The sequence below is a fragment of the Ruminococcus sp. genome (assembly GCF_045129435.1).
GTDB lineage: Bacteria > Bacillota > Clostridia > Oscillospirales > Acutalibacteraceae > Ruminococcoides.
Map to the genome: position 1 here is coordinate 1 of NZ_JBGVJL010000131.1, position 20,912 is coordinate 20,912.

16 protein-coding genes and 2 riboswitches are annotated in these 20,912 nt (G+C 37.8%); of the genes, 6 read left to right on the top strand and 10 right to left on the bottom strand.

The annotated features are described in order from the left end of the window. From spoIIR to ACJMMI_RS06330, 4 genes are all read left to right on the top strand, one after another. The coding region (gene spoIIR / locus ACJMMI_RS06315) for a stage II sporulation protein R (protein WP_405354359.1) at window positions 1–655 on the top strand (655 nt) is incomplete at its 5' end. 77 nt (window positions 656–732) lie between these two features. Next, a complete protein-coding gene (locus tag ACJMMI_RS06320; RefSeq protein ID WP_405354360.1) occupies window positions 733–4,062 on the top strand; it encodes a PD-(D/E)XK nuclease family protein in 3,330 nt (1,109 codons plus the stop codon). Continuing rightward, the gene (addA, locus tag ACJMMI_RS06325) at window positions 4,055–7,651 is read left to right on the top strand and encodes a helicase-exonuclease AddAB subunit AddA (RefSeq protein ID WP_405354361.1); all 3,597 of its coding nucleotides are present in this window, start codon (window positions 4,055–4,057) and stop codon (window positions 7,649–7,651) included. Before ACJMMI_RS06320 ends, addA begins: the two co-directional genes overlap by 8 nt. Before the next feature lie 46 nt (window positions 7,652–7,697). After that, window positions 7,698–8,501 carry an MBL fold metallo-hydrolase gene (locus ACJMMI_RS06330; protein WP_405354362.1) on the top strand — a complete coding sequence of 268 codons (804 nt, stop codon included), beginning with the start codon at window positions 7,698–7,700 and terminating at the stop codon, window positions 8,499–8,501. Between the two features lie 520 nt (window positions 8,502–9,021). Here the strand turns inward: ACJMMI_RS06330 and ACJMMI_RS06335 are convergent. The 3 genes from ACJMMI_RS06335 to ACJMMI_RS06345 all read right to left on the bottom strand — a co-directional run bounded on the left by ACJMMI_RS06335 (window position 9,022) and on the right by ACJMMI_RS06345 (window position 11,902). After that, complete coding sequence (locus tag ACJMMI_RS06335) at window positions 9,022–10,494, bottom strand: LCP family protein (RefSeq protein ID WP_405354363.1); 1,473 nt, start codon at window positions 10,492–10,494, stop codon at window positions 9,022–9,024. Next, entirely contained in the window at window positions 10,478–11,260 is a 783-nt protein-coding gene (gene srtB / locus ACJMMI_RS06340) for a class B sortase (RefSeq protein ID WP_405354364.1), read from the bottom strand. The genes ACJMMI_RS06335 and srtB overlap by 17 nt, the downstream gene beginning before the upstream one ends. 159 nt (window positions 11,261–11,419) lie before the next feature. After that, window positions 11,420–11,902 (bottom strand): LPXTG cell wall anchor domain-containing protein, encoded by a 483-nt coding sequence (locus ACJMMI_RS06345; RefSeq protein ID WP_405354365.1) that lies wholly within the window; start codon window positions 11,900–11,902, stop codon window positions 11,420–11,422. A 249-nt stretch (window positions 11,903–12,151) separates the two neighbouring features. Between ACJMMI_RS06345 and nadA the strand changes: the two genes are divergently transcribed. Next, window positions 12,152–13,069 (top strand): quinolinate synthase NadA, encoded by a 918-nt coding sequence (gene nadA, locus ACJMMI_RS06350; RefSeq protein WP_405354366.1) that lies wholly within the window; start codon window positions 12,152–12,154, stop codon window positions 13,067–13,069. A 10-nt stretch (window positions 13,070–13,079) separates the two neighbouring features. Next, the gene (gene mnmA / locus ACJMMI_RS06355) at window positions 13,080–14,153 is read left to right on the top strand and encodes a tRNA 2-thiouridine(34) synthase MnmA (RefSeq protein WP_405354367.1); all 1,074 of its coding nucleotides are present in this window, start codon (window positions 13,080–13,082) and stop codon (window positions 14,151–14,153) included. Between the two features lie 547 nt (window positions 14,154–14,700). Here mnmA and ACJMMI_RS06360 read toward each other — a convergent pair. The 7 genes from ACJMMI_RS06360 to ACJMMI_RS06390 all read right to left on the bottom strand — a co-directional run. Then, window positions 14,701–15,273: a folate family ECF transporter S component gene (locus ACJMMI_RS06360; protein ID WP_405354368.1), complete on the bottom strand. Its 573-nt coding sequence runs from the start codon at window positions 15,271–15,273 to the stop codon at window positions 14,701–14,703. An 86-nt stretch (window positions 15,274–15,359) separates the two neighbouring features. Further along, window positions 15,360–15,456: riboswitch (THF riboswitch) on the bottom strand. Between the two features lie 45 nt (window positions 15,457–15,501). Then, entirely contained in the window at window positions 15,502–16,158 is a 657-nt protein-coding gene (locus ACJMMI_RS06365; protein ID WP_405354369.1) for an ECF transporter S component, read from the bottom strand. A 124-nt stretch (window positions 16,159–16,282) separates the two neighbouring features. Further along, window positions 16,283–16,404, bottom strand: a riboswitch (FMN riboswitch). Window positions 16,405–16,437: 33 nt separating this feature from the next. Then, the gene (locus tag ACJMMI_RS06370; RefSeq protein ID WP_405354370.1) at window positions 16,438–17,160 is read right to left on the bottom strand and encodes a DNA alkylation repair protein; all 723 of its coding nucleotides are present in this window, start codon (window positions 17,158–17,160) and stop codon (window positions 16,438–16,440) included. Then, window positions 17,160–18,236, bottom strand: a complete 1,077-nt coding sequence (locus ACJMMI_RS06375) for a glycosyltransferase family 2 protein (protein WP_405354371.1) — start codon at window positions 18,234–18,236, stop codon at window positions 17,160–17,162. The genes ACJMMI_RS06370 and ACJMMI_RS06375 overlap by 1 nt, the downstream gene beginning before the upstream one ends. Window positions 18,237–18,238: 2 nt before the next feature. Next, window positions 18,239–19,021 carry a DUF975 family protein gene (locus tag ACJMMI_RS06380; protein ID WP_405354372.1) on the bottom strand — a complete coding sequence of 261 codons (783 nt, stop codon included), beginning with the start codon at window positions 19,019–19,021 and terminating at the stop codon, window positions 18,239–18,241. A 42-nt stretch (window positions 19,022–19,063) separates the two neighbouring features. Continuing rightward, window positions 19,064–20,443: a Sapep family Mn(2+)-dependent dipeptidase gene (locus ACJMMI_RS06385; RefSeq protein WP_405354373.1), complete on the bottom strand. Its 1,380-nt coding sequence runs from the start codon at window positions 20,441–20,443 to the stop codon at window positions 19,064–19,066. Window positions 20,444–20,463: 20 nt separating this feature from the next. Continuing rightward, window positions 20,464–20,912, bottom strand: a 449-nt coding sequence (locus ACJMMI_RS06390) for a YfhO family protein (RefSeq protein ID WP_405354374.1), incomplete at its 5' end; no start/stop codon positions are given.

Here is a 20,912-nt window from a genome sequence, read left to right on the forward strand (position 1 = left end):
TGAATATTATTACAATAACCTGTCCATACTCCTTAAAAAGAGAGGACAGGTTATTTTTATGAAATTACTTATAAAATCACTTTGCATAGCTTTTGTACTTACTGTTATTTACTCGGTGCTTCCATTTCAGGCTGAGTGTGAGCAGATTTCAACCGAAGTATTCAGACTTCATATTCTTGCAAATTCTGACAGTAAAGAGGATCAGAATTTAAAGCTAAAGGTGCGTGACGCTTTGCTTGAATGCACCGATAAGATTTTTTCAGATGCACAAAACAGACAAGAGGCAGAGAACATTGCAAGGGATAATTTGCAAATGCTACAGTCAGTTGCTCAAAGAGTTGTATATGAAAACGGCTATGATTACAATGTAGAGGCAGAGGTGGTTCAGATGTATTTTAATACACGCTACTACGATGATTACACAATGCCTGCCGGTATGTATGACGCACTGCGAATCACCATTGGTAGTGGCGAGGGGCATAACTGGTGGTGTGTTATGTATCCGTCAATTTGTATTTCTTCTGCTGTGGAAACCGATGAAAAGGTTGAGAAAACATTTTCGAAAAATCAGCAGGAAATTGTAAAGGGAAATGACTACCAATATAAATTTAAGGTAGTAGAAATTTTTCAGAAATTCGTTTCATTTTTCGAGTAAAGTCCTTTAAATGACACACCTCTTGTGGTATGATATTAGTGTAATTGATGAAAATTATACACAAAAGGAGGATAATTTTGCTTAGATTTGTACTCGGAAAAAGCGGTACGGGCAAAACGGAATACCTGTACAAAACGCTTACAGAGCTTGCAGAAAGCGGCGATAACCGCTTAATAATGCTGATTCCGGACCAAAGCTCTTTTGAAACCGAAAAAGTATTTCTTGACCGACTCGGTGCAAAAAAGTGCCAGAATGTAAAGGTATTCGGATTTTCTCGCTTTTGCAGATATGTTTTTGATACAGTTCATTTTGAACAGAAAAATGTGATTGATGACAGCACAAGAGAGGTAATTATGAGCCTTACTCTTGAGCAGCTTGATTCAAGCCTTGAAATGTTTGCAAACAGCAGCGGTAAAAAAAGTATAATAGACTCAATGCTTGCAACGCTCAAGGAGTGTAAAAAGGCAAGAATTTCCACAGATGCACTCAGAACAGTTTCGGGCTTAATTACGGACAAAACCTTGAAAACCAAGCTAAGAGAAACTGCTTTGATAATCGACACCTTTGACGCTATTGTTGAGCAAAGCTATATAGACCCGCTTGATAATCTTACCAGAGTAGCCGAAATTCTTCAAAAGAATAATCTCTTTGAGGGTTTTACCCTTGCGGTAGATTCGTTTAGCGGTTTTTCGTTGCAACAGCTTGAAGTGCTCAGATTGCTTTTTTCTCAATGCGAGAGTGTTTATGTAGCACTTACAAAGAATATTACCGATGATGACGAACCACTTTTCAGTACCACAAACGATACATATAAAAGGCTGAAAGCTTTGGCAAAGGCTGAGGACATTGATATTAAAGCTCCGATTAAGCTTGACGAAAACCTAAGAACTAATTGTGAGGAACTTAAAATTCTCGAAAGGAATTTTTATCAGAATAAAACTGAAAAATATAATATAAATTCAGATGTAATCACTGCTTTTTCGGCTGATACTATTTACGGCGAATGTGAATTTGTGGCTAAGCAGATTAAAAGGCTGATAATTGATGAGGGGTATTTGTACTCTGACATCGCTGTAATTTGCAGAGATATTACTCCTTACACAGGTGTGCTAAACACAATATTTGATAAATATGAGATTCCGTATTTTATGGATATGAGCTACGATGTTTACATAAAGCCGGTTGTAAGGTATGTTTGCTCAATTTTTAATGTGGTGCTTAACGGCTGGCAAAAGGAAGATATTATTGCAATACTAAAAACAGGACTTACTAATTATTCTGATGAAGAAATATCAGCCTTTGAAAACTATGTTTATGTGTGGAATATTAATGGTTCAGCTTTTAGAAAACCTTTTGAAAATAATCCGAACGGCTATTCCGATAAAATGAAAGAGGCTGACCTTGAACAGCTAAAAATGGCTGAAAATGTGAGAATGGGCATTGCAGAGCCTTTGAAGAAATTTAAGGAAAGCATTAAGGACAAAACAGGACAAGAAATAACAGAATTATTCTATAAGCTTTTGTGCGATTTAAAGGTTACGGATGCAATTTCTGATATGTTCGATAAACTCAAAGCAGACGGTGAGCTTGCACAGGCAAAAGAGCAAATCAGACTTTGGAATTTGCTAATGAACAGCCTTGACCAGACTGTAGCCGTTGTTGGCGATATGAAAATCTCACCAAAGCGATATTTTGAATTGCTTTCACTCAGGCTATCAGCTTTGCAGATTGCAGATATTCCACGCACAGTAGACAGCGTTTCAGTGGGTACTGCCACACGAGTAAGACTAAACAAGGAAAAGGCGGTTTTCCTTATCGGCTGTATTGATGGAGTTTTTCCTGCTGTACCCGGTTCTTCGGGACTGTTTTCTCAATTTGAATTAAAAATGCTTTTTGAAAATGAACTTCCGATTGGCGACAAGCCGGAGGAACTTGCTGATTTTGAAAACTATATGGCATATAAATCAGCTACAGCACCGTCCGAAAAGCTGTTTATTTCATACTATAAAACAAACCTTGTGGGCAGTACATATATGCAGTCAACAATTTTAAATGAGATTGTCAGTATTTTTCCGAATATCGTTTTGCACAGCGAAGAAGAATATTGCTCGGCAAAGGACTACACATGGGCAGCTTTGCCTGCATTTGAGGAATGTGCAAGGAATTTTAATAATGATAGCGACCAGATAAGAGCTTTCAAAAAATATTTTTCTGAAAGCGAAGAATATAATGATAAATACAATGCTTTGCAAAATGCAAGCAAGGCAAAGCCGTTTACTTTTGATAATACAAGCAATGTAAATCTTGTGTTTGGCAATGACCTAAAAATTTCTGCGTCACAGGTTGAGAAGTTCAGCCTTTGCAGATTTGCATATTTTTGCAATTACGGACTTAATGTACGAGAACGCAGAAAAGCCGAGATAGATTCGCTTGAATATGGCACATTTATTCATTACATTATGGAGAAATTCTTTAGTAAATATTCTAAAGAAGAATTTTCAGCTATGACTGACGAGCAGATTTGTGATGAAAGTGATATTATCCTTGAAGATTATGTAAACAGTCGTTTTGGCGGTGCAGAAAAAAACACTCCACGCTTTATGTATAGATTTAACAAGATAAAAGAAAATGTTCATTATCTTATTTTGCATATAATCGGTGAGCTTAAAAACTGCGAGTTTGAGCCGATTGACTGCGAATTGAAAATCAGAGAGGATATTCCGGGCTATACCGTTGAATTGCCTGCCGGACATAAAATTACCCTGAGAGGCAGTATTGACAGGGTGGATATTCTTAAAAGCGGTGATGAAAGCTACATAAGAATTATTGATTACAAAACAGGCACAAAGAAATTTAAGCTTTCCGATGTTCTGTACGGACTTAATTTGCAGATGCTTATATATCTTTACGCAATTACTCTTGGCGGTGAGGAACGTTACGGCAAGGTTATTCCGGCAGGTATTTTGTATATGCCTGCTACAGTTAAGGCAAAATCTGCCGATATTAACACACCACAGGATAAAATAATAACTGAAATTAACAGTGTTCTGAAAATGAACGGAATGCTTGTAGATTTGCCGGAGATTACAAAATCCATTGATAAAAATTATTATGACATTAAACCTCAAACGTTCGTTGAACAAGGCGGTCTTGCAAGTCTTGCCGAGCTTGGAATGATCTTCAAAAAGCTTGATATGACGATTTCTGAAATGGGCAATATGCTTTTTGACGGCAGGGTAGAAGCTTCTCCGTTCAAGGGTGGCAAGGATTCTTGTCAGTATTGTAATTACAGCAGTATTTGTGCTTATCATAGAAGTGAGGACAGAAACGCTTTTGATGTGGATAATATAAATACTATTAGGGCTATTGAAAAAGAACAGGAAAACGGAGGTGGAACGGATGCCTGAATGGAACAAAGGACAGTTAAATGCTATTGAAGCACAGGACGGCAGTGTGCTTGTGTCGGCTGCGGCAGGCTCAGGAAAAACCTCGGTTTTAATTGAAAGAATCATAAGAATGATAACCCGAAAAGAAAATCCTATAGATGTTGACCGTTTGCTTATTGTTACCTTTACAAGGGCGGCGGCAACCGGTATGAAAGATAAGCTGACAAAAGAAATTGACCGCTTGCTTGCAGAGAATGGCGAAAATAAACATCAACTTTTGCGACAGCGTCAGCTTATGTACAACACAAATATTTGTACTATAGACAGCTTTTGCGGTGCGATTGTAAGAGAATATTTTCATATACTCGGTATTCAAAAGGATTTCAGGCTTGCAGATGAAAACGAAACCAAAATACTAAGTACAGAGGCACTTGACAGCGTGCTTGATGAGTACTACACAGAAAGTACAGAGGATTTTACAAATTTAGCAGATGTCTTTTCAGATAGCAAGGGTGATGGTAAATTAAAAGAAGCGGTGCTGAAAATAGCAAACTTTCTCGCTACTCAGCCGTTTCCTGATGACTGGCTTGACAATATGCTTGCAAATTACAGCACAGATATTTCTGTTGAGGATACGCTTTTTGGCAGAACTGTAATAGAAAAAGCAAAGTCAATGGCGGAGTATGCACTTTCTCTTACAGAAAAATCTTTGGAAATTCTTAAAGATTGTGATGAACCGAAATTGCAAAAAAATATTGCACTTTTTTCAGATGATAAAGCATATTTTGAAAAGCTGATTGAACGCTGCGGCACAGTCGAGTGGGACGAACTGAAAAGATTTTCCAATACCTTTGTTTCAGGCAGATTCAGTGCTCCGAGAAAGAAAAAGGACGAGAGCGAAGATCCGATTGTAACTGCCTTAAAAAATTCTCGTGACAAGGTAAAAAAGCTTGTGGTCAAAATTCAGAAATGCTTTATCTGGAGCAGTGAAGACGCAGAGAACGAAACCGAGTATTTAAGGCTTATTGTGTCTAAGCTTTTTGAGGTTGTAAGGGCATATCTTAAAAAATTTGCAGAGCTGAAATCAGCAAAAAATATGCTCTCCTTTGCAGATGTTGAGTCGCTTACAGTCAAGCTTCTTGCCAAGCCTTATGGTGACGGCTACATAAAAACCGAGCAGGCTAAGGAGATTTCTAAACGCTTTGATCAGGTAATGGTTGATGAATTTCAAGATGTAAACGATGTGCAGGACTTGATTTTTAAATGCGTAAGCACAGATGAAAACAATATGTTTGTTGTTGGTGATGTTAAGCAGAGCATCTATGGATTTAGGCAGGCAAAGCCTGAAATTTTCATTGAACGCAGAAACAGCTACCAAAAATATGACAGAGAAAATCCGATTTATCCTGCCACAATATTTTTAAATGAAAACTTCCGAAGCCGTCCTGAGGTTTGTGATACAGTCAACTTCATTTTTGCACAGATAATGAGTAAAAAGTCGGCAAATATGGACTACACCGAGGACGAATATTTAAGACCGGGTAAGAAAAATTATTCTGAAAACGAAAATTGCGACTTTGAGCTTGATTATCTTATACCTGACGAAGATGATGTTGTTTGCGAAAATGAGGCAAAATTTATCGCAAACAGAATTTTGCAGATGATGTCTGACGGCTACTGTGTTGGTGAAGAGAAGCGACCGCTTGAGTTTGGTGACTGTGCCGTCCTTTTAAGAAACACAAAAAACATTGCTCCTGTATATGTAAATGTTTTAAACAGCCTTGGTGTACCTGCCTGCTCTGAAATCAAAGAAAGCTTTTTTGAGGCAGACGAAATAAAGGTTATTTTGAATTTTCTGCGTTGCATAGATAATCCGTCACTCGATATACCTTTGCTTTCTGTAATGTGCAGTCCGGTTTATAGCTTTACGGTTGATGAGCTTGCTAAAATTCGTGGCAATCAGAGATATACAAATTTGTATTCGGCGGTTGTGAAATATTCCGAGCAGGACAGCAGAACAGCTCAATTTTTAAATGAACTTATGTCGCTTAAAACCTATTCCTGTACCTGTTCTGTAGATGAGCTATTAGGCAGAATTTATGAGCTTACTTCATTTTCGGCCATAATTTCTGCAATCAAAGGCAGTAAGGGTGTAAATAATCTTAATTTATTAAGAGAATATGCCCGCAGCTTTGAGTCGGGCGGTTACAAAGGTTTGTCGTCATTTGTTACATACATTGACAAGATGATAGAAAACGGCAAAGATTTGGAAGCCTCAAACGATTTAAACGGTGAAACCAGAAATATGGTAAAGGTAATCAGTATTCACAAGTCGAAAGGACTGGAATACCCGATTTGCTTTATTGCAAATACTGCCAAAGGCTTTAATAAAACAGAGCAAAAGGACGATGTGCTTATTGACAGCAAAGCAGGACTTGGTATAAGAATGGTTGACGGTTTCAGCAGAATTAACACTCTGGCAAGATTTGCTGTAGGTATTGAAATGGACGAAAGCTTGGTAGCTGAGGAAATGCGTGTGCTTTATGTAGCACTCACCCGTCCACAGGATAAGCTTATAATTGTAGCCTCACCAAAAGCTAAAAAAACCAACAGAAAAACCGATGTACCACAAACACCTCAAACGCTCTTTGAAAAATATATAACAGATCAAAATGAAAAGCTTATCGGAGGGAATATTGATTCTTACTTAGCTAAAAATGCCGACCGCTTTTGCGATTGGATAACTATGTGTGCTCTTGTGCATCCTGAAAATCAGGACTTTTGGCATGAAAAGGGTATTGACACTCAGCCATGTGAATGTGCAATCACACCAAAACCGTGGACAATAAATATTATTGAAAGCATTTCTGTTGATGATACTACGGCTTGCACAGTTGACATAAATGACGATATAAAAAGCGAAAGCTATGATGAATCAGTTATAGAACTTCTCAAAAAAAGAACAGGTTTTGCATATAAAAACGAGGCTGTACTAAAAATTCCGCAAAAGGTTAGTGCGTCTGAGCTTGCCCACAATGAGGGTGACAGCTTTGATAAAATCTTTTTGAAGCCGAAATTTATGTCTGAGGTGGATACCTCCGCTGTTGAAAGAGGTACTGCCCATCATAAATTCCTTGAAATGTGTAATTTTGCAAACGCAAAAAAAGACCTGCAAGCTGAGCTTGACAGGCTTGTGGAAAACAATTTGCTTGCAAAAGAGCAGGCAGACGCTATTGATAAAGCGGAAATTGCAAGGTTCCTTGAAAGCAATCTTGCTAAAAGAATTATGCAGTCTGACCTTGTTATGCGTGAGCAACGCTTTACTGTGCACATTAATGCCGGAATGCTCGACAGCACCCTTGAGGGTGAAAGTGCCGAAACCAAGGTTGTAATGCAGGGTGCGATTGACCTTATTTTTAAAGAGGACGATGCCCTCGTGGTTGTCGATTACAAAACCGACAGAGTTCATGATATTGAACGGCTGAGAGAATTGTATTCAAAACAGCTTTGTCTGTATAAGCAGGCGGTTGAGCAATTCACCGATTACAAGGTTAAGGAGTGTATGATTTATTCAATTCACCTTAACGGCTGTGTTTCTGTCGATTGCTGATTGGACAATCGGCAGAAAATGTGGTATTATTTAGCAGGGTGATATTGTGAAGCTAACTATACTCGGCACAGGCTGTGCAAACGTTACGGATTGCTATAATACCTGTTTTGTCTTAACAGAAAATAACCGACATTTTATGGTTGACGGCGGTGGCGGCAACACTATTTTTAAACAACTAAAGTCCGCAGGAATTGACTGGAAAAATGTAAGACATATTTTTGTTACACATAAGCATATGGATCATCTTTTTGGCATTATGTGGTTTGTGCGAATGATTTGTCAGAACATTAACCGTAATAAATATGAGGGTGAAGCCTATATTTATGGTCACAAAGAGGTTATAAATATTATAAAAGAAATCGCAAACTTGCTGTTGCTCAAACGAGAACTTGATTTATTTGATGACAAATTGCATTTTGTTACGGTTGAGGACGGACAAGAGCTTGAAATTATCGGACATAAGGTGAAGTTTTTCGATATTAATTCAATCAAAACCAAACAGTTTGGTTTTACTATGGAACTTGAAAATGGCAAAAAGCTTTCCTGTTGCGGTGATGAGCCATACAGAGAGTGCGAAAGAGAATATGTTTACGGCAGTGACTGGCTTTTGCATGAGGCTTTTTGTTTGTATTCGCAGGCAGATGTTTTTCAGCCATATGAGAAAAATCATTCAACTGTAGCTGATGCCTGTAAGCTTGCAAATGAACTTGATGTTAAAAATCTGATTTTGTACCATACTGAGGACAAAAATCTGAGCAACCGCAAGGCTCTTTATTATGAAGAGGGAAAACAGTATTTCAACGGAAACCTGTATATTCCCAATGACCTTGAGGTATTTGAAATTAAATAAATTATATCAAGAGTTGGGTAAATTATGGTTTAGCAACGGTCGGGAAATTTCGCTTGAATTAGCACATACATTATGCTCGAACATAAAAATTTGGTCAACCTTTTTCAAAGGTTGTGGGTGTGGGCAAAGCCCGCAATACTTTAGATAACGCAAAGTTACGATCGCCAAACAGCTTGCTGTTTGGCGATTTGAACACAATGGCGAAAGCCTTTATAATGCGATAGCAACATAAAAAAACCGTTATTCTTTATTAATGAATTATTTCTTTTAAAGGCTGTCGCCAGTTTTTACAAACCTTGCTTTAGCACACAAACAGCAACGCTGTTTGTGCCTGAAAATTTGCAATAAAAACAACTTTACTTGGGCGTTGCCCAAACCCACGAGCCTTTAAAAAGGCTCGACCTAAATTTTATGTTAATTATCCAAAGCTTTCTGCTAAACCATAATTTTACTCAACTATTGATATAGAAATGAAAAAAGCTAATGTTAAGGTCTTATCCATAACATTAGCTTTTGATAGTTATATCGGTTTGTAGTATGTATCAAGAATAAGTTTGTAGAACTCATCCTCGTTCACATAAAATTCTGTGTAGGTTTCGCCTTTCTTCAACTCACCCGGTACAGATGTGGTTGTAATATTCATTCCATTGTGGCTGAGCATATTCTGAGTAAGGTAACAGATTTTTGAGGGATTTAGGTTTGTGCATGAGTATGGGGCAGAGGCATTGAAAAGATTTACCGGTGTTGTAATGTCTTTCTTTGTTTGAGCGAGAACAGTATTTATAAATGAGTCAATATAAACCTGCTGCCTTTGCATACGCTTGCTGTTTGCGTCTAAGCTTTCCCAATCTCTGCTGCGAACAAAGTTTTCTGCATCTTTGCCCATAAGGTGATAGCTTTCGCCCTCTTTGAAATCGCCTATAGTTTCAGGAGAAACAACATCAATTCCTCCGACAGCATCATTAAGTGCCGATATACCCTCAAGGTCAAGTGCAAAGTAAGAATTGATAGGAATGTTATAGAAAAGTCTTTCTACAGCGGTAACAGTGTTTGCACAGCTTGATTCTTTACCGTCACCGTAAGCATAGGCAAGGCAAAGCTGTTCTTTTACAGTTTCAACATAATATCCACTTGCCGAATACACCGCAACATCTGTCATTGTGTCACGAGAAATATTAATCATCTTGGTTTCACCGCTTGATGTATCAATAGCAACAAGTATCATAACATCGGCTTGACCATTTTCACCCTTGATTTCGCTTGCACCGTCAAGGGTTTCTTTATCTACACCAATGCACAAAAGGCTCGTCATATTCTTGTTGAATTCATAGGTCTGTCCATTATATACAACATACTGACCGCCGTTTTGCACTACAACATTTGACGGTGCAGAAATTATATTAGAATTATCAAGCATTTCTTTAGAGCCGTTGTAAATAAACCAAGCAATCAGTCCGGTTACAATAAGTACAAGAGCAAGAAGAGTGCTGACAATCGTGAGAATTACCCTTTGCCATGTTCTAAATTTTCTTTTCTTTTTTTTCATAACCTTATGCTTGTGCTTAATGGCTTTTTTCTGCTCTTTAGAGCCAATGGCAGGGTGATCACTTTTTACAAGTTCATCGTATTCTTGCAAATATTTTTCATTGCCAGTACTGCTTTTTCTTTTCTTTTTGTGAGAAGTACCCTTGGCAGGCCTTTCGCTTTGTACTAATAAGGTATCGTCTGAATTATCTTTTGAACTTGAATGGTGATGGTGATGATGGTGGTGATGACTTTGGCTTGATGATCTTACAAATTTATAATCATCAATATCATCATGAATGCTACGCTTAGCCTTAGCGACCTCGCTTTTTTCGCCATTATCTGACAAATTTTCCTCGGTCTGAGGAGAAAGTTTATTTGACGAACTGTAAATATCGTCAAAGTTCTTTGTTTCTGTACCGGTATTTTCCGCATTAATTCCGGCATCTTTATTATTTTGTGAGTTCATCCTTTACTAACACCCCCTGCAAGAGAAGTCTTCCGTCTCCGGAATTTAAACAAGTGCTGAGTGTAACAATATTGTCTTTAGTTGTCAACTCAAGATTTTCTCTTACAACTTTTGTGAATGACCTTGGATTTTGAATATAATCAAGGTATTCCTGAAATACCTTGTCATCGTCAAAATCAAAGGAATTCATAATATGTCTGTCATCATATGAATATACAGATGCTATTCTGTAAGTGAGTTTGTGGTTCGGTCTGTATATATATAAATATTCGTGATTATTAAAGAAATCTTCATCTGTAAATTTATACAAATCTGCAAACATACTTCCGTCTGCCATATTGTGACCGTACAAAACAGTTACTCTGTCGTGCATATATATAGAGTTGCAGTATTGTGAATAAATCGAGCCTGCAAAGCTGTAGTTACCGTAAATATCGTGGTCAAGATAAAAATTATCGTTAGTGTTGCTTCTGCACACCGGGTAGTTTATGTTTGTATCCGGAATATAAATCCAAGAATAGATTTCATCATTTTGAGCTCGCAAAGATTGAAAATCAATGGGATTTTCAACAAGGTTTTCGTCTATTGACGGAGAAGTAATTTCTTTTGAAACACTCGGTGCAACAGAGCTTGCAAGCTGACTGTATTCTTCCTGTGAATTGTGCTGAGAATTCATTTGATACATTACATAAATAATACAGCCAATCAACAGGATAATTGTTATAATAAGTATTGGAATTAATACTTTGTTTCGTTTGTTTTTCATAGTTATCACATCTTAGTATTTTAACAAATTAAAAAAATAATGTCAATGTATTGCAAAATTTTACCATATAAATTATAGAAACTTTGGAGTTTAATAAAATATGAGCAATAAAAAACAGCTTCCGTTATTTATTGCGAAAGCTGTTTTAAAAGAGCCTGATTAGTTAGATTTTTTTGACTTAACAATAGTTACGCTGACAGCAACAGCCAAAAGTGATAAGCCAATAATTACATATGGCATTGAATTTGACGGACCGGTCTGTGGTGATTTGCTTGAAGTATCTGTTGTAACAGACTGAGTAGGTGATTCACCGTTCTTTGTGAAATAAGGTGTTACCTTAATGTCACCTGTAATGATAAGGTCAAGTTCTTTGTCGGTAAGTGGCTGATTAGTTCTGTAAGGACCTTCAATTACCCAATGGTCAAAAGTGTAACCCGGCTTTGGCTTAGGTGTTACATGAACATTCTGATTACCGTCTTCGTCAATATCTGTTGTAAATTCATAGTCACCGTCACCGCCCGGGGTAGGGACAACAATAACAACATAAACATATGTACCTGTAGGACTTGGTGCAGCAAATACCGGAATTGAAGCTGCAAGCATAAGCACAAGCGCTAATGCAAGAGAAACAACCTTCTTCATTATACTAACCTCCTGATTTTTCGCAAATAGATTATAAGTAGTCAAGCTACTCTTATATATTAGATATTATATCACATTACTTTAATAAAGTAAAGACAAAAATTCAAAAATAATTTGATATATTTCATAATTTTTAATTCTTATTACAACTAAAGGAATACAATACTAACAAAATAAAAAGACCTATTGCAATAGTAGGCAAAAACCTGTATAATAAATTCATAAGGAAAAATGAAGGGAAATGTATGTATGAATATTTCTGAAATTCAAAATAAAATTTTAAAGCTTAAAAAAGAAAAAGATGTATGTATCCTTGCACACAGCTATCAGGCAAGAGAAATTTGTGAAATTGCTGATTTTACAGGCGACAGCTACAAGCTGAGTGTTGACGCAAGCAAGGTTCAGAACAAAAACATTCTTATGTGCGGTGTTCGTTTTATGGCAGAAACCTGCAAAATTCTTTCACCGGATAAAACTGTATATCTTGCACAGCCAAGTGCAGGCTGTCAGATGGCAGACCAGATGGACAAGGAAATGATTTCATCTGTAAAGGAAATGTACCCTGACTATGCAGTTGTTGCATACATAAATACAACCGCAGATTTAAAAACTATTTGTGATGTATGCGTTACAAGTTCATCTGCTGTAAAAATTGTAAGCAATATGCCGGAAAAGAATATTCTTTTCATTCCGGACTGCAATCTTGGCGACTATGTAAGCCGTCAGCTTCCTGAAAAGAATTTCAAGCTTTTGCATGGTGGCTGTCCGATTCACGCTTGCGTTACTGCTGAAGATGTTAAAAAAACCAAGGCACAGTTTCCAAATGCAGAACTTTTGGTACATCCTGAGTGTCAGCCCGCTGTTGTTGATCTTGCAGACTATGTCGGCTCAACCTCAGGTATTATGAATTACGCAAAGAACAGCGACAAAAAGGAATTTATTATCGGCACAGAGATAAGCATTGCAGAGCATTTGCAGTATGATTGTCCGGATAAGAAATTCCATATTTTAACACAGAAGCTCATCTGTCCTAATATGAAATCTACTACTCTTATGGATGTATATGATTGCCTTAATGGCGAGGGCGGCGAAGAAATCGTACTTGATGAGCAGACTATTACAGACGCTAAAAAATGTATTGACGAGATGATCAGACTTGGCGGTTAAGGAGAAGAACATGACCGAAAGGGCATTAATAGCAATGAGCGGCGGAGTTGACAGTTCGGTAGCTGCCTGCCTTATTAAGGAGCAGGGCTATGACGCTACCGGCATCACTCTAAAGCTTTTTGACAACGAGGATATAGGCGAAAAAAAGGAAAAAACCTGCTGTTCGCTTGATGATATTGACGATGCAAGAAATGTTTGCAGAAAAATAGGTATTCCTTATTATGTTTATAATTTTAAGGACAGCTTTAAGGAAAATGTTATTGACCGTTTTATTTCTGCGTATGAAACCGGCTGTACGCCAAATCCTTGCATTGACTGCAACAGATATATTAAATTTGAAAAGCTTATGCAGAGAGCAGACGAGCTTGACTTTGATTATGTAGTTACAGGTCATTACTCGGTAATTGAGTATGATGAGGGCTTGCAAAGATATTTACTGAGAAAATCGCCTGATGTAACAAAAGACCAGAGTTATGTTCTGTATTCTCTTACACAAAGGCAGCTTTCAAGAACATTGCTTCCGCTTGGCAAGCTTACCAAGCACGAGGTAAGACAGATTGCAGAAAAATACCACCTTATTAATGCTCAAAAGCACGACAGTCAGGATATTTGTTTTGTACCTGACGGTGACTATGCAAAATTTATTGAACAATACACAGGCAGAAAGTACGAATTCGGCGACTTTGTTGATGAGAACGGCAATGTTCTCGGTACACACAAGGGCATTATTAGATACACAATAGGGCAGAGAAAAGGACTTGGTCTTGCTTTGCCTCACCCTATGTATGTAAAGGAAAAGGATATTGCTAACAACAAGGTAATTCTCTGTGATAATGACAGGTTGTTTTCTAAGGAGCTTTTTGCAAAGGATATTAACCTTATTGCGTATGAAAAGCTTGACAAACCTTTGCACATCAAAGCAAGGGTGAGATACAATCAGCCTGAGCAGGATGCTACGGTAGAACAGCTTTCTGATAACCGACTGCACATTGTTTTTGATAAGCCGCAAAGGGCAATTTCAAAAGGACAGGCTGTAGTTTTGTATGACGGCGATATAGTTGTCGGCGGTGGCACAATAGAATAAATTGTGCCTTTATCAATAGTTGCGTGAATTATGGTTTAGCAGAAAGTTTCGAATAAATAACAAAAAATTTAGGTCGAGCCTTTTTAAAGGCTCGTGGGTTTGGGCAAAGCCCAAGAAAAGTTGTTTTATTGCAATTTTAAGGCACAAACAGCGTTGCTGTTTGTGTGCTAAAGCAAAGTATGATAAAACAGGCGATAGCCTTTAAAAATAAGAAATAATTTATAAAATGAAAAAAATATCTTTTCTGTTTTGTTTTGCTATCGCAATTATAAGGCTTTCGCCATTGCATTTAAGCCGCCAAACAGCAGGCTGTTTGGCTATAAGAATTTTGCATTAGCTAAAGTATTGTCGGCTTTGCCCACACCCACAACCTTTGAAAAAGGTTGACCAAATTTTTATTTTCGGGTATAAAGTCTGTAATAATTCAGGCAAAAATTTCCCGACCGTTACAAACAATAATTTATCAATATTTCCCAAACATCTAAAACAGAACCACAAAAGTTAAGGCTGTTGCATTTGTGTTGCAACAGCCTGTTGTTTTGCTTAATTATTTCGCTTTTTGTGGGATTTTTACTCGTCCCATTATTTTTCCGCAGGCGAGAATAAGTAATATTTCAGGAATACACTTTACTGCCTGACTGATAAGTCTTGCTGAAAGATAGATGAAGTAAGACTTGCCGGAAGATGTGCCGTAGAGGAAGTAGAGCCAGAAAGCCGAAAGGAAAATCTCTACAGCAATACAGTTGATAACCCACGCAATAGTTACCTTTGGAATTGTAACTTCATTCTTGTAAAGGAACAAACCATAGGTAAGACCGGTGAGAATACCGTTGATTGTAAAGCCGGGGAAGTATGCACCGCCTGTTGGGTTCATAATAAAAGACAAAATATCTCCGAGCATACCAACGAGCATTGCAGGAACCGGGCCGAACATTGAGCCTGTGATTGCTATTGGCAAAAATGCTCCGCTTAGCTTTACATTGTTGCCAAAGAAAGGCAAAGTGCTGTTGCCAATGAATCCGAGGATGATTCTAAGAGCAAGCAACATTGCAATCATGGCAAGTGACTTAACTGATTTTAATTCCGAAAAAGAATTAAAAAACTTTTTAGAAATTGACATATTATTCCTCCTAAAGATTTTTTCGGTGTTGCTTTAGGAGAAAAAGAAAAGCGGACAGAAAATCTGCCCGCTATTAGTCCCAAAGTAACAGCGGGATGCGAAACTTGTACCGCAGGGTATCCTTTCGTTTTTGTGGCAACTCCCCGTCCACAAAACACTTTACGCACAAATTTCTACTCTGTTAAGCAAAATGCTTACTCTTTTATTATATCACTGTGTCGAAAAATGTCAAGCCTTTTCAGCTTTTGAACTACGCTTTTTTGTAAAAACCGTATTCATACGCACAATCATATTTGAAAGCGGCTTATAAATGATGATTGCAATAATTGCATCAACAATGCCCTTAAATAATGTGAAAGGAACATTGAAAATTATCAGTGATTTAAGCAAGGTGTCTGAACTTGGTAAAAGCATTTTGTACATATTTACAATCACATTCATATCTCCGCCTGCCCAAAGTTCTGCATATACAGGATATACAACAAAGTAATTTGTGGCTACACTCAGAATTGCCATTGCCACAGCACCGGCAATACAGCCGATAATTGCACCTTTTTTTGTTTTGTTGTACTTATAAATTATACCGGCAACAAAAACGAATATCGCACCAAGGATAAAGTTAGAAAATTCGCCTACAAACATTGAGCTTGATACCGGCAGATGAATAAGGTTTTTAAGAAGGCAGATAATTACGCCGTACTGTGGACCTAATACAAATGCACCTATAAGCTCTGGCAGGTCAGAAAAGTCAAGCTTTAAGAAAGACGGAACAAGAGGGATAGGCACTTCAATGTACTGAAGTGCAATGGCAACGGCGGTTAAAAGTGCCGTTACTGTGATTTTGGTTGTCATAATTTTTTGACTGCTGTTTTGTGCTGTTCTCATAGAACACACTCCTTAGAAATGAATTTCAGATGTCCCGAGAAAAACAAAAATCCCCGCTACTACTGTAACGGGGAAAATTTCTGCACAAAATGTTCGACAGAGCCAAAGACAATGTCGATTGTTTGCGTTTCTTCTTTCATCCGGACTATACCGTCGGTGTCTGAATTTCACAGACTCGGCAAGCAGATTGCTTGTTCGTGGACTTTAACCACCGGTGGAGAATTCCACTCCGCCCCGAAGACAACTGTTAATTATATTATATTCTTAATATCAAATTTGTCAATGCCTTTTAAGCGTTCTTAAAAATTTTTTGTCCTCATCAGATACTCGCAGGCTTTCAATGCACTTCTGAATTGCCTTGTTAAAGGTTGCATCATTAAGATTATTATTCAGAAAATATCTATGTGTAGCCTCCTTTTGCTTTGCATACGCAGTTGCAAGCATCCACGCCTGAGCCATTAAAATGTAGTATTTATCACTGTTTACAGAATCACAGCGTTTAAGTACTTCATCAATATACTCGCTTTCAAGATAATAGTTAAGCATCATTACAAATGCAAAGCGAATGTACCACTCGTTGTTGCTGTTAAGGTATTTTAAAAGATACTCAAAAAATTCTTTTTTGTACTTTTTTACCTCTTTAAGTCCGCCACAAAAGCAGTCACAAACTGCCCAGTTGTTGATTTTAGGCATAAAAGCATTTACAAGAGAAATAAAATCGTCATAATCATTTGTTTTAATCAGACCGGTAACAATGGCAGAAATAATTCTTTGCTCGTAATATTCTGATTTAGAAATATCAAGAAACTCTCTTGCGTTACCCTTAGAAATTTCCTTTGCAAGCTTTCTCATAAAGGGCATACGAATACCAATAAAGCTGTTGCTGTCTGTATCGGGTACAAGTGAAGAATGAAAAGCTCTGAACTTTAAATCAGCGTTGCTTTTTAGGTATTCTGTAAAATTTTCGTAGTCCTGTTCAGACCAGCTTTCAAGTGTAAACATCAGCGTTCCTCTGGCTTTAATGTGTTTTGAATTACCTTTCGTCTTACCTTTTCGATTTTCTCTTTAGCGTGGCTGTTTTTAATTTTCTTTTGCCATGACGGAATCTGAATCAAGCCGACTATCGTACCTACTCCGTATGCAACATGAAGCATAGGGAAGATAAATGGCAAAAGTACAAATTGTGGCTGAATGTTTTTCATTGTACAGCAACCTACTGTATTTACAATGTCAAACATTCCGTAAATTGCAAGCAAAACATATAAAAACAGAGGAAAGCCTAAGAAGGCAAGTATTGAGCAGAACAGCAATGCCATAACAAATAAAAACGGAGCAAAGTGGAAGTAAGAAAGACAGCCGGGACATTCCGAAAGTGTGAGTCCGATCCACCTGCCATTTGAATATTTTTGATGTACCATATATTTAAGGTTATTTCTTGTGTGCTGATATGACACAATGTCAGGACAGCAACACATTTTATAACCGGCTTTTCTTATGCGATAGTGAAATTCGTTATCCTCGGTTCTGCCGAGATTTTCGTTAAAGCCGCCAACCTTGGCAATTACCTCACGCCTGTAGGCAGCATGAAAAAGGCTGTCCATATATTCTTTCTGAGCAGATGGTCTGCGGTAAGACGCTACAGAACTGCCGAAGAGTGAGTCTTCGGCTGCAAGCAAGGTTAGCTTCCATGATGAAATATCAGAGGTAATATTTGGTCTGCCTCCGCCGACTACATTTTCACCGTCCTCAAGGTTCATAACATTTCGTGATACAAAATCCTTTGGAATACGGGCGTGAGCGTCAACTCTGATAATTACATCGCCACGAGCAGTCATAAGTGCGGCATTCCAAGAGCTTGCCTGATTCTTTTTCATACATTGCACAATGGAAACATTGCGGAAGCCGTAACCCATTTCTTTGAACTTTTGCATCATTTCATAGGTTTTATCTGTGGACATACTGTCAACAAACACAACTTCTATTTTATTGTGCGGATAGTCCTGTAAAGAAATATCCTTAAAAAGCCCGTCAAGTGCGTCTGCCTCGTTGTAGGCTATCATACACAGAGAAACTATCATAGTTAATTCCTGCCTTTTTCGATTGATATAAGCCACTTTGCAGAGGTAGCAAAGGCTGTTGAAATATAAGGTAATACATAAAATGCCGGTACAACAAAGAAACACAGTGCAATCCAGCCTATGAAACTGATATATAATTTCATTGTGTTGGCAAAGTTTTTAACAAACATTTTTACTCCGTGACCAAAGCACCAAAATACATTGGAGTGTGGATTATCGATAAATAAAAACATTGCATAATTTACAAAAAACAAATAAACAAATGAAATCAAAAATACCGATACAGCACCTAAAGAAATATTTAATACTGCTGTCAAAAGCTTTGCAAGTGCATCGTTGTATATTGAATCTGTTGCCATTGATACAAGGTAGCTAAAGTCAAATGCCCAACAAGCAAGAAATAAAATTATTGCAAACATAAGGTTTAACAATATTGCTTTAAAATACAGAGCAGGTGATTTAAAAAAGCTGAATAAATCCCAGACAGTCGGTATTTCGTTATGGGCAACAGTATAAATTGCCTTGAAAAAACCATTGATAAGCGGAGTTAAAAAGAACAATACAGCATATGTTAAGCCGTTTATAAGTCCGAATATAAACTCTTTACCTGATTTAGCAAGATTGGTATTCATATCAATGCATTTTGTCAATAATTGTACTATATTTCCTAAGCCCATTACCGCAATTACTATTGCTGAAATCACAAGAGCCATTGCAATAATTACAAGCCAAGAGCCTTTTAATGAGGTGAGTGCTTGATTTTTAATAACTTTTTCTTTACTCATATAAAATTCCTTCGATTATATTGTAACAAAATAATAGTGTAATTATTTGTTTTCTTCGCCATTAATACCGCAGTACATTCTGTACATTGCTTCAAGGCAAATCTGAGCATGAGTAAAGAATTTTTCTTTATCAATGCTTTCGTCTGCATTGTGCATATTTACCTCGTCATCTTTAAAGGCAGGGCCAAAAGCAAGCCCTTTTCCACCAAGCTTTCTTGCATATGTGCCGCCACCTGTGGTGTAAAGCTCAGGTTTTTCACCTGTAATAGCCTTGTAAGCGTCTGAAAGCAAGTTTACAAGCTCGCTGTCCTTTTCAATATAAAGAGGTTTTTCGTGGTTAAGCACCTTTACAGATAAATTGTGGTGCTTTGCGGCATATCTGAACTGTCTGTATACACTGCCGCCTGTAATTGAAACAGGGTAGCGAATATCAAATGCAGCTCTTGCCTCATCACCTTCAATGTGAATGTAGCCGAGGTTTACAGTCAAGTCACCCGAAATACTGCAATGTGTTTTAAGTCCGAGTGAACATCCGTCAGTTTCGTTGCCAAGTGCAATATCAATAAAATCGCAAATAGAGCCGACTTCATTTGAAGAATATGCTTTTGAAAGCAGCTCTACAAGTGCAGCTGCCGCATTAAAGCCCTTTTGCGGCTCACAGGCATGGGCAGCCTTGCCTCTGCTGATTACCATAAGACCGTCAATGGTTGAGTTAAATTCAAAGTTGCCGTTTGTCTTTTTTGAAAGTTCAAGAAGATTTTGTTCATCATAGTTTGAAGAATCAAGCAGAGCGTATGCAATGTCCGGCACAGCATTGATAGCCTTGCCTGAGTGAAGCTGAGAAACCACAGTTGCAAGATTGCCGTTTGTGCTTACTTCAACCTGGAGAATACCTTTTTCGGCGTAGCAAATGCCATAGTCGCTGTCAGGTGTGAATGAAAGTTCCGGAACAGGCATTTTCTCAAAATATCCGTCAATATCTTCCATACCACATTCCTCACTTGTGCCGTAAATAGCACGAAGTGTGTTTACGCCGTCAACGCCTTCTTCCTTTAAGGCTCTCAGACAATATAGGGTTACAAGTGCCGCACCCTTATCGTCTGCAATACCTCTGCCGTAAAGTCTGCCGTTCTGCTCTGTAAGAGAGTAGGGGAGAACACTCCAGTTATGGCCTGCCGGTACAACATCAAGGTGGCTGAGAATACCACAAAGCTTACCCTTGTTGCCAAGCTGAATGTGCATACTCTCATCTGTAACCTGTTCGCCAAGCAGTCCGAAATCCTTTGCTCTTTTAAGCATAAAGTCCATTGCATTCTGACATTCCTCAGGCTTTTCCTTTGCAACAGACTCAAAACCAATGAGTGTGTTGAGGTCAGCCAGAAGTTCGTCTTTGTATTTTAATATTTTGTCACCAAACATCATTTTAAATCCTCCGAGTGTAATTATTTCTTCTTTTTTATAAATCTAAAGGTAATTATAGATAAGATATAAACAGCAAAAGCAGCAGCGGAAATCACAGAAATAAGTATTCCTGTTGAAAGTCCGGGTGTTTCATAAATAAATTCAATGCTGCATTTTGCGTTTGCAGGAATATAGACAGCCATAAGTCCGTTATTTACCTTTTCAACATCTGTTTGAGTACCGTTTACATAGGCAGTGAAGCCATCACTGTAAGGCACGCTGAAGAAAAGTAAATTTTCGTTGCCGTCTGTATTATCAAATTCGGCATTAAAGCCGTTATCTGTGTAGTGAAATTCTGAGCAGGAATTAGCCTTGTGGTTATCACAAACATTTTTGTACGATTCCTTGTCATACTTGTAGCTTGTAACTATGCTGTCAAATTTTTCCGGTTCTTTTCCGTAAAGCTCTTTGTAGGCTTCATCAGTATAGC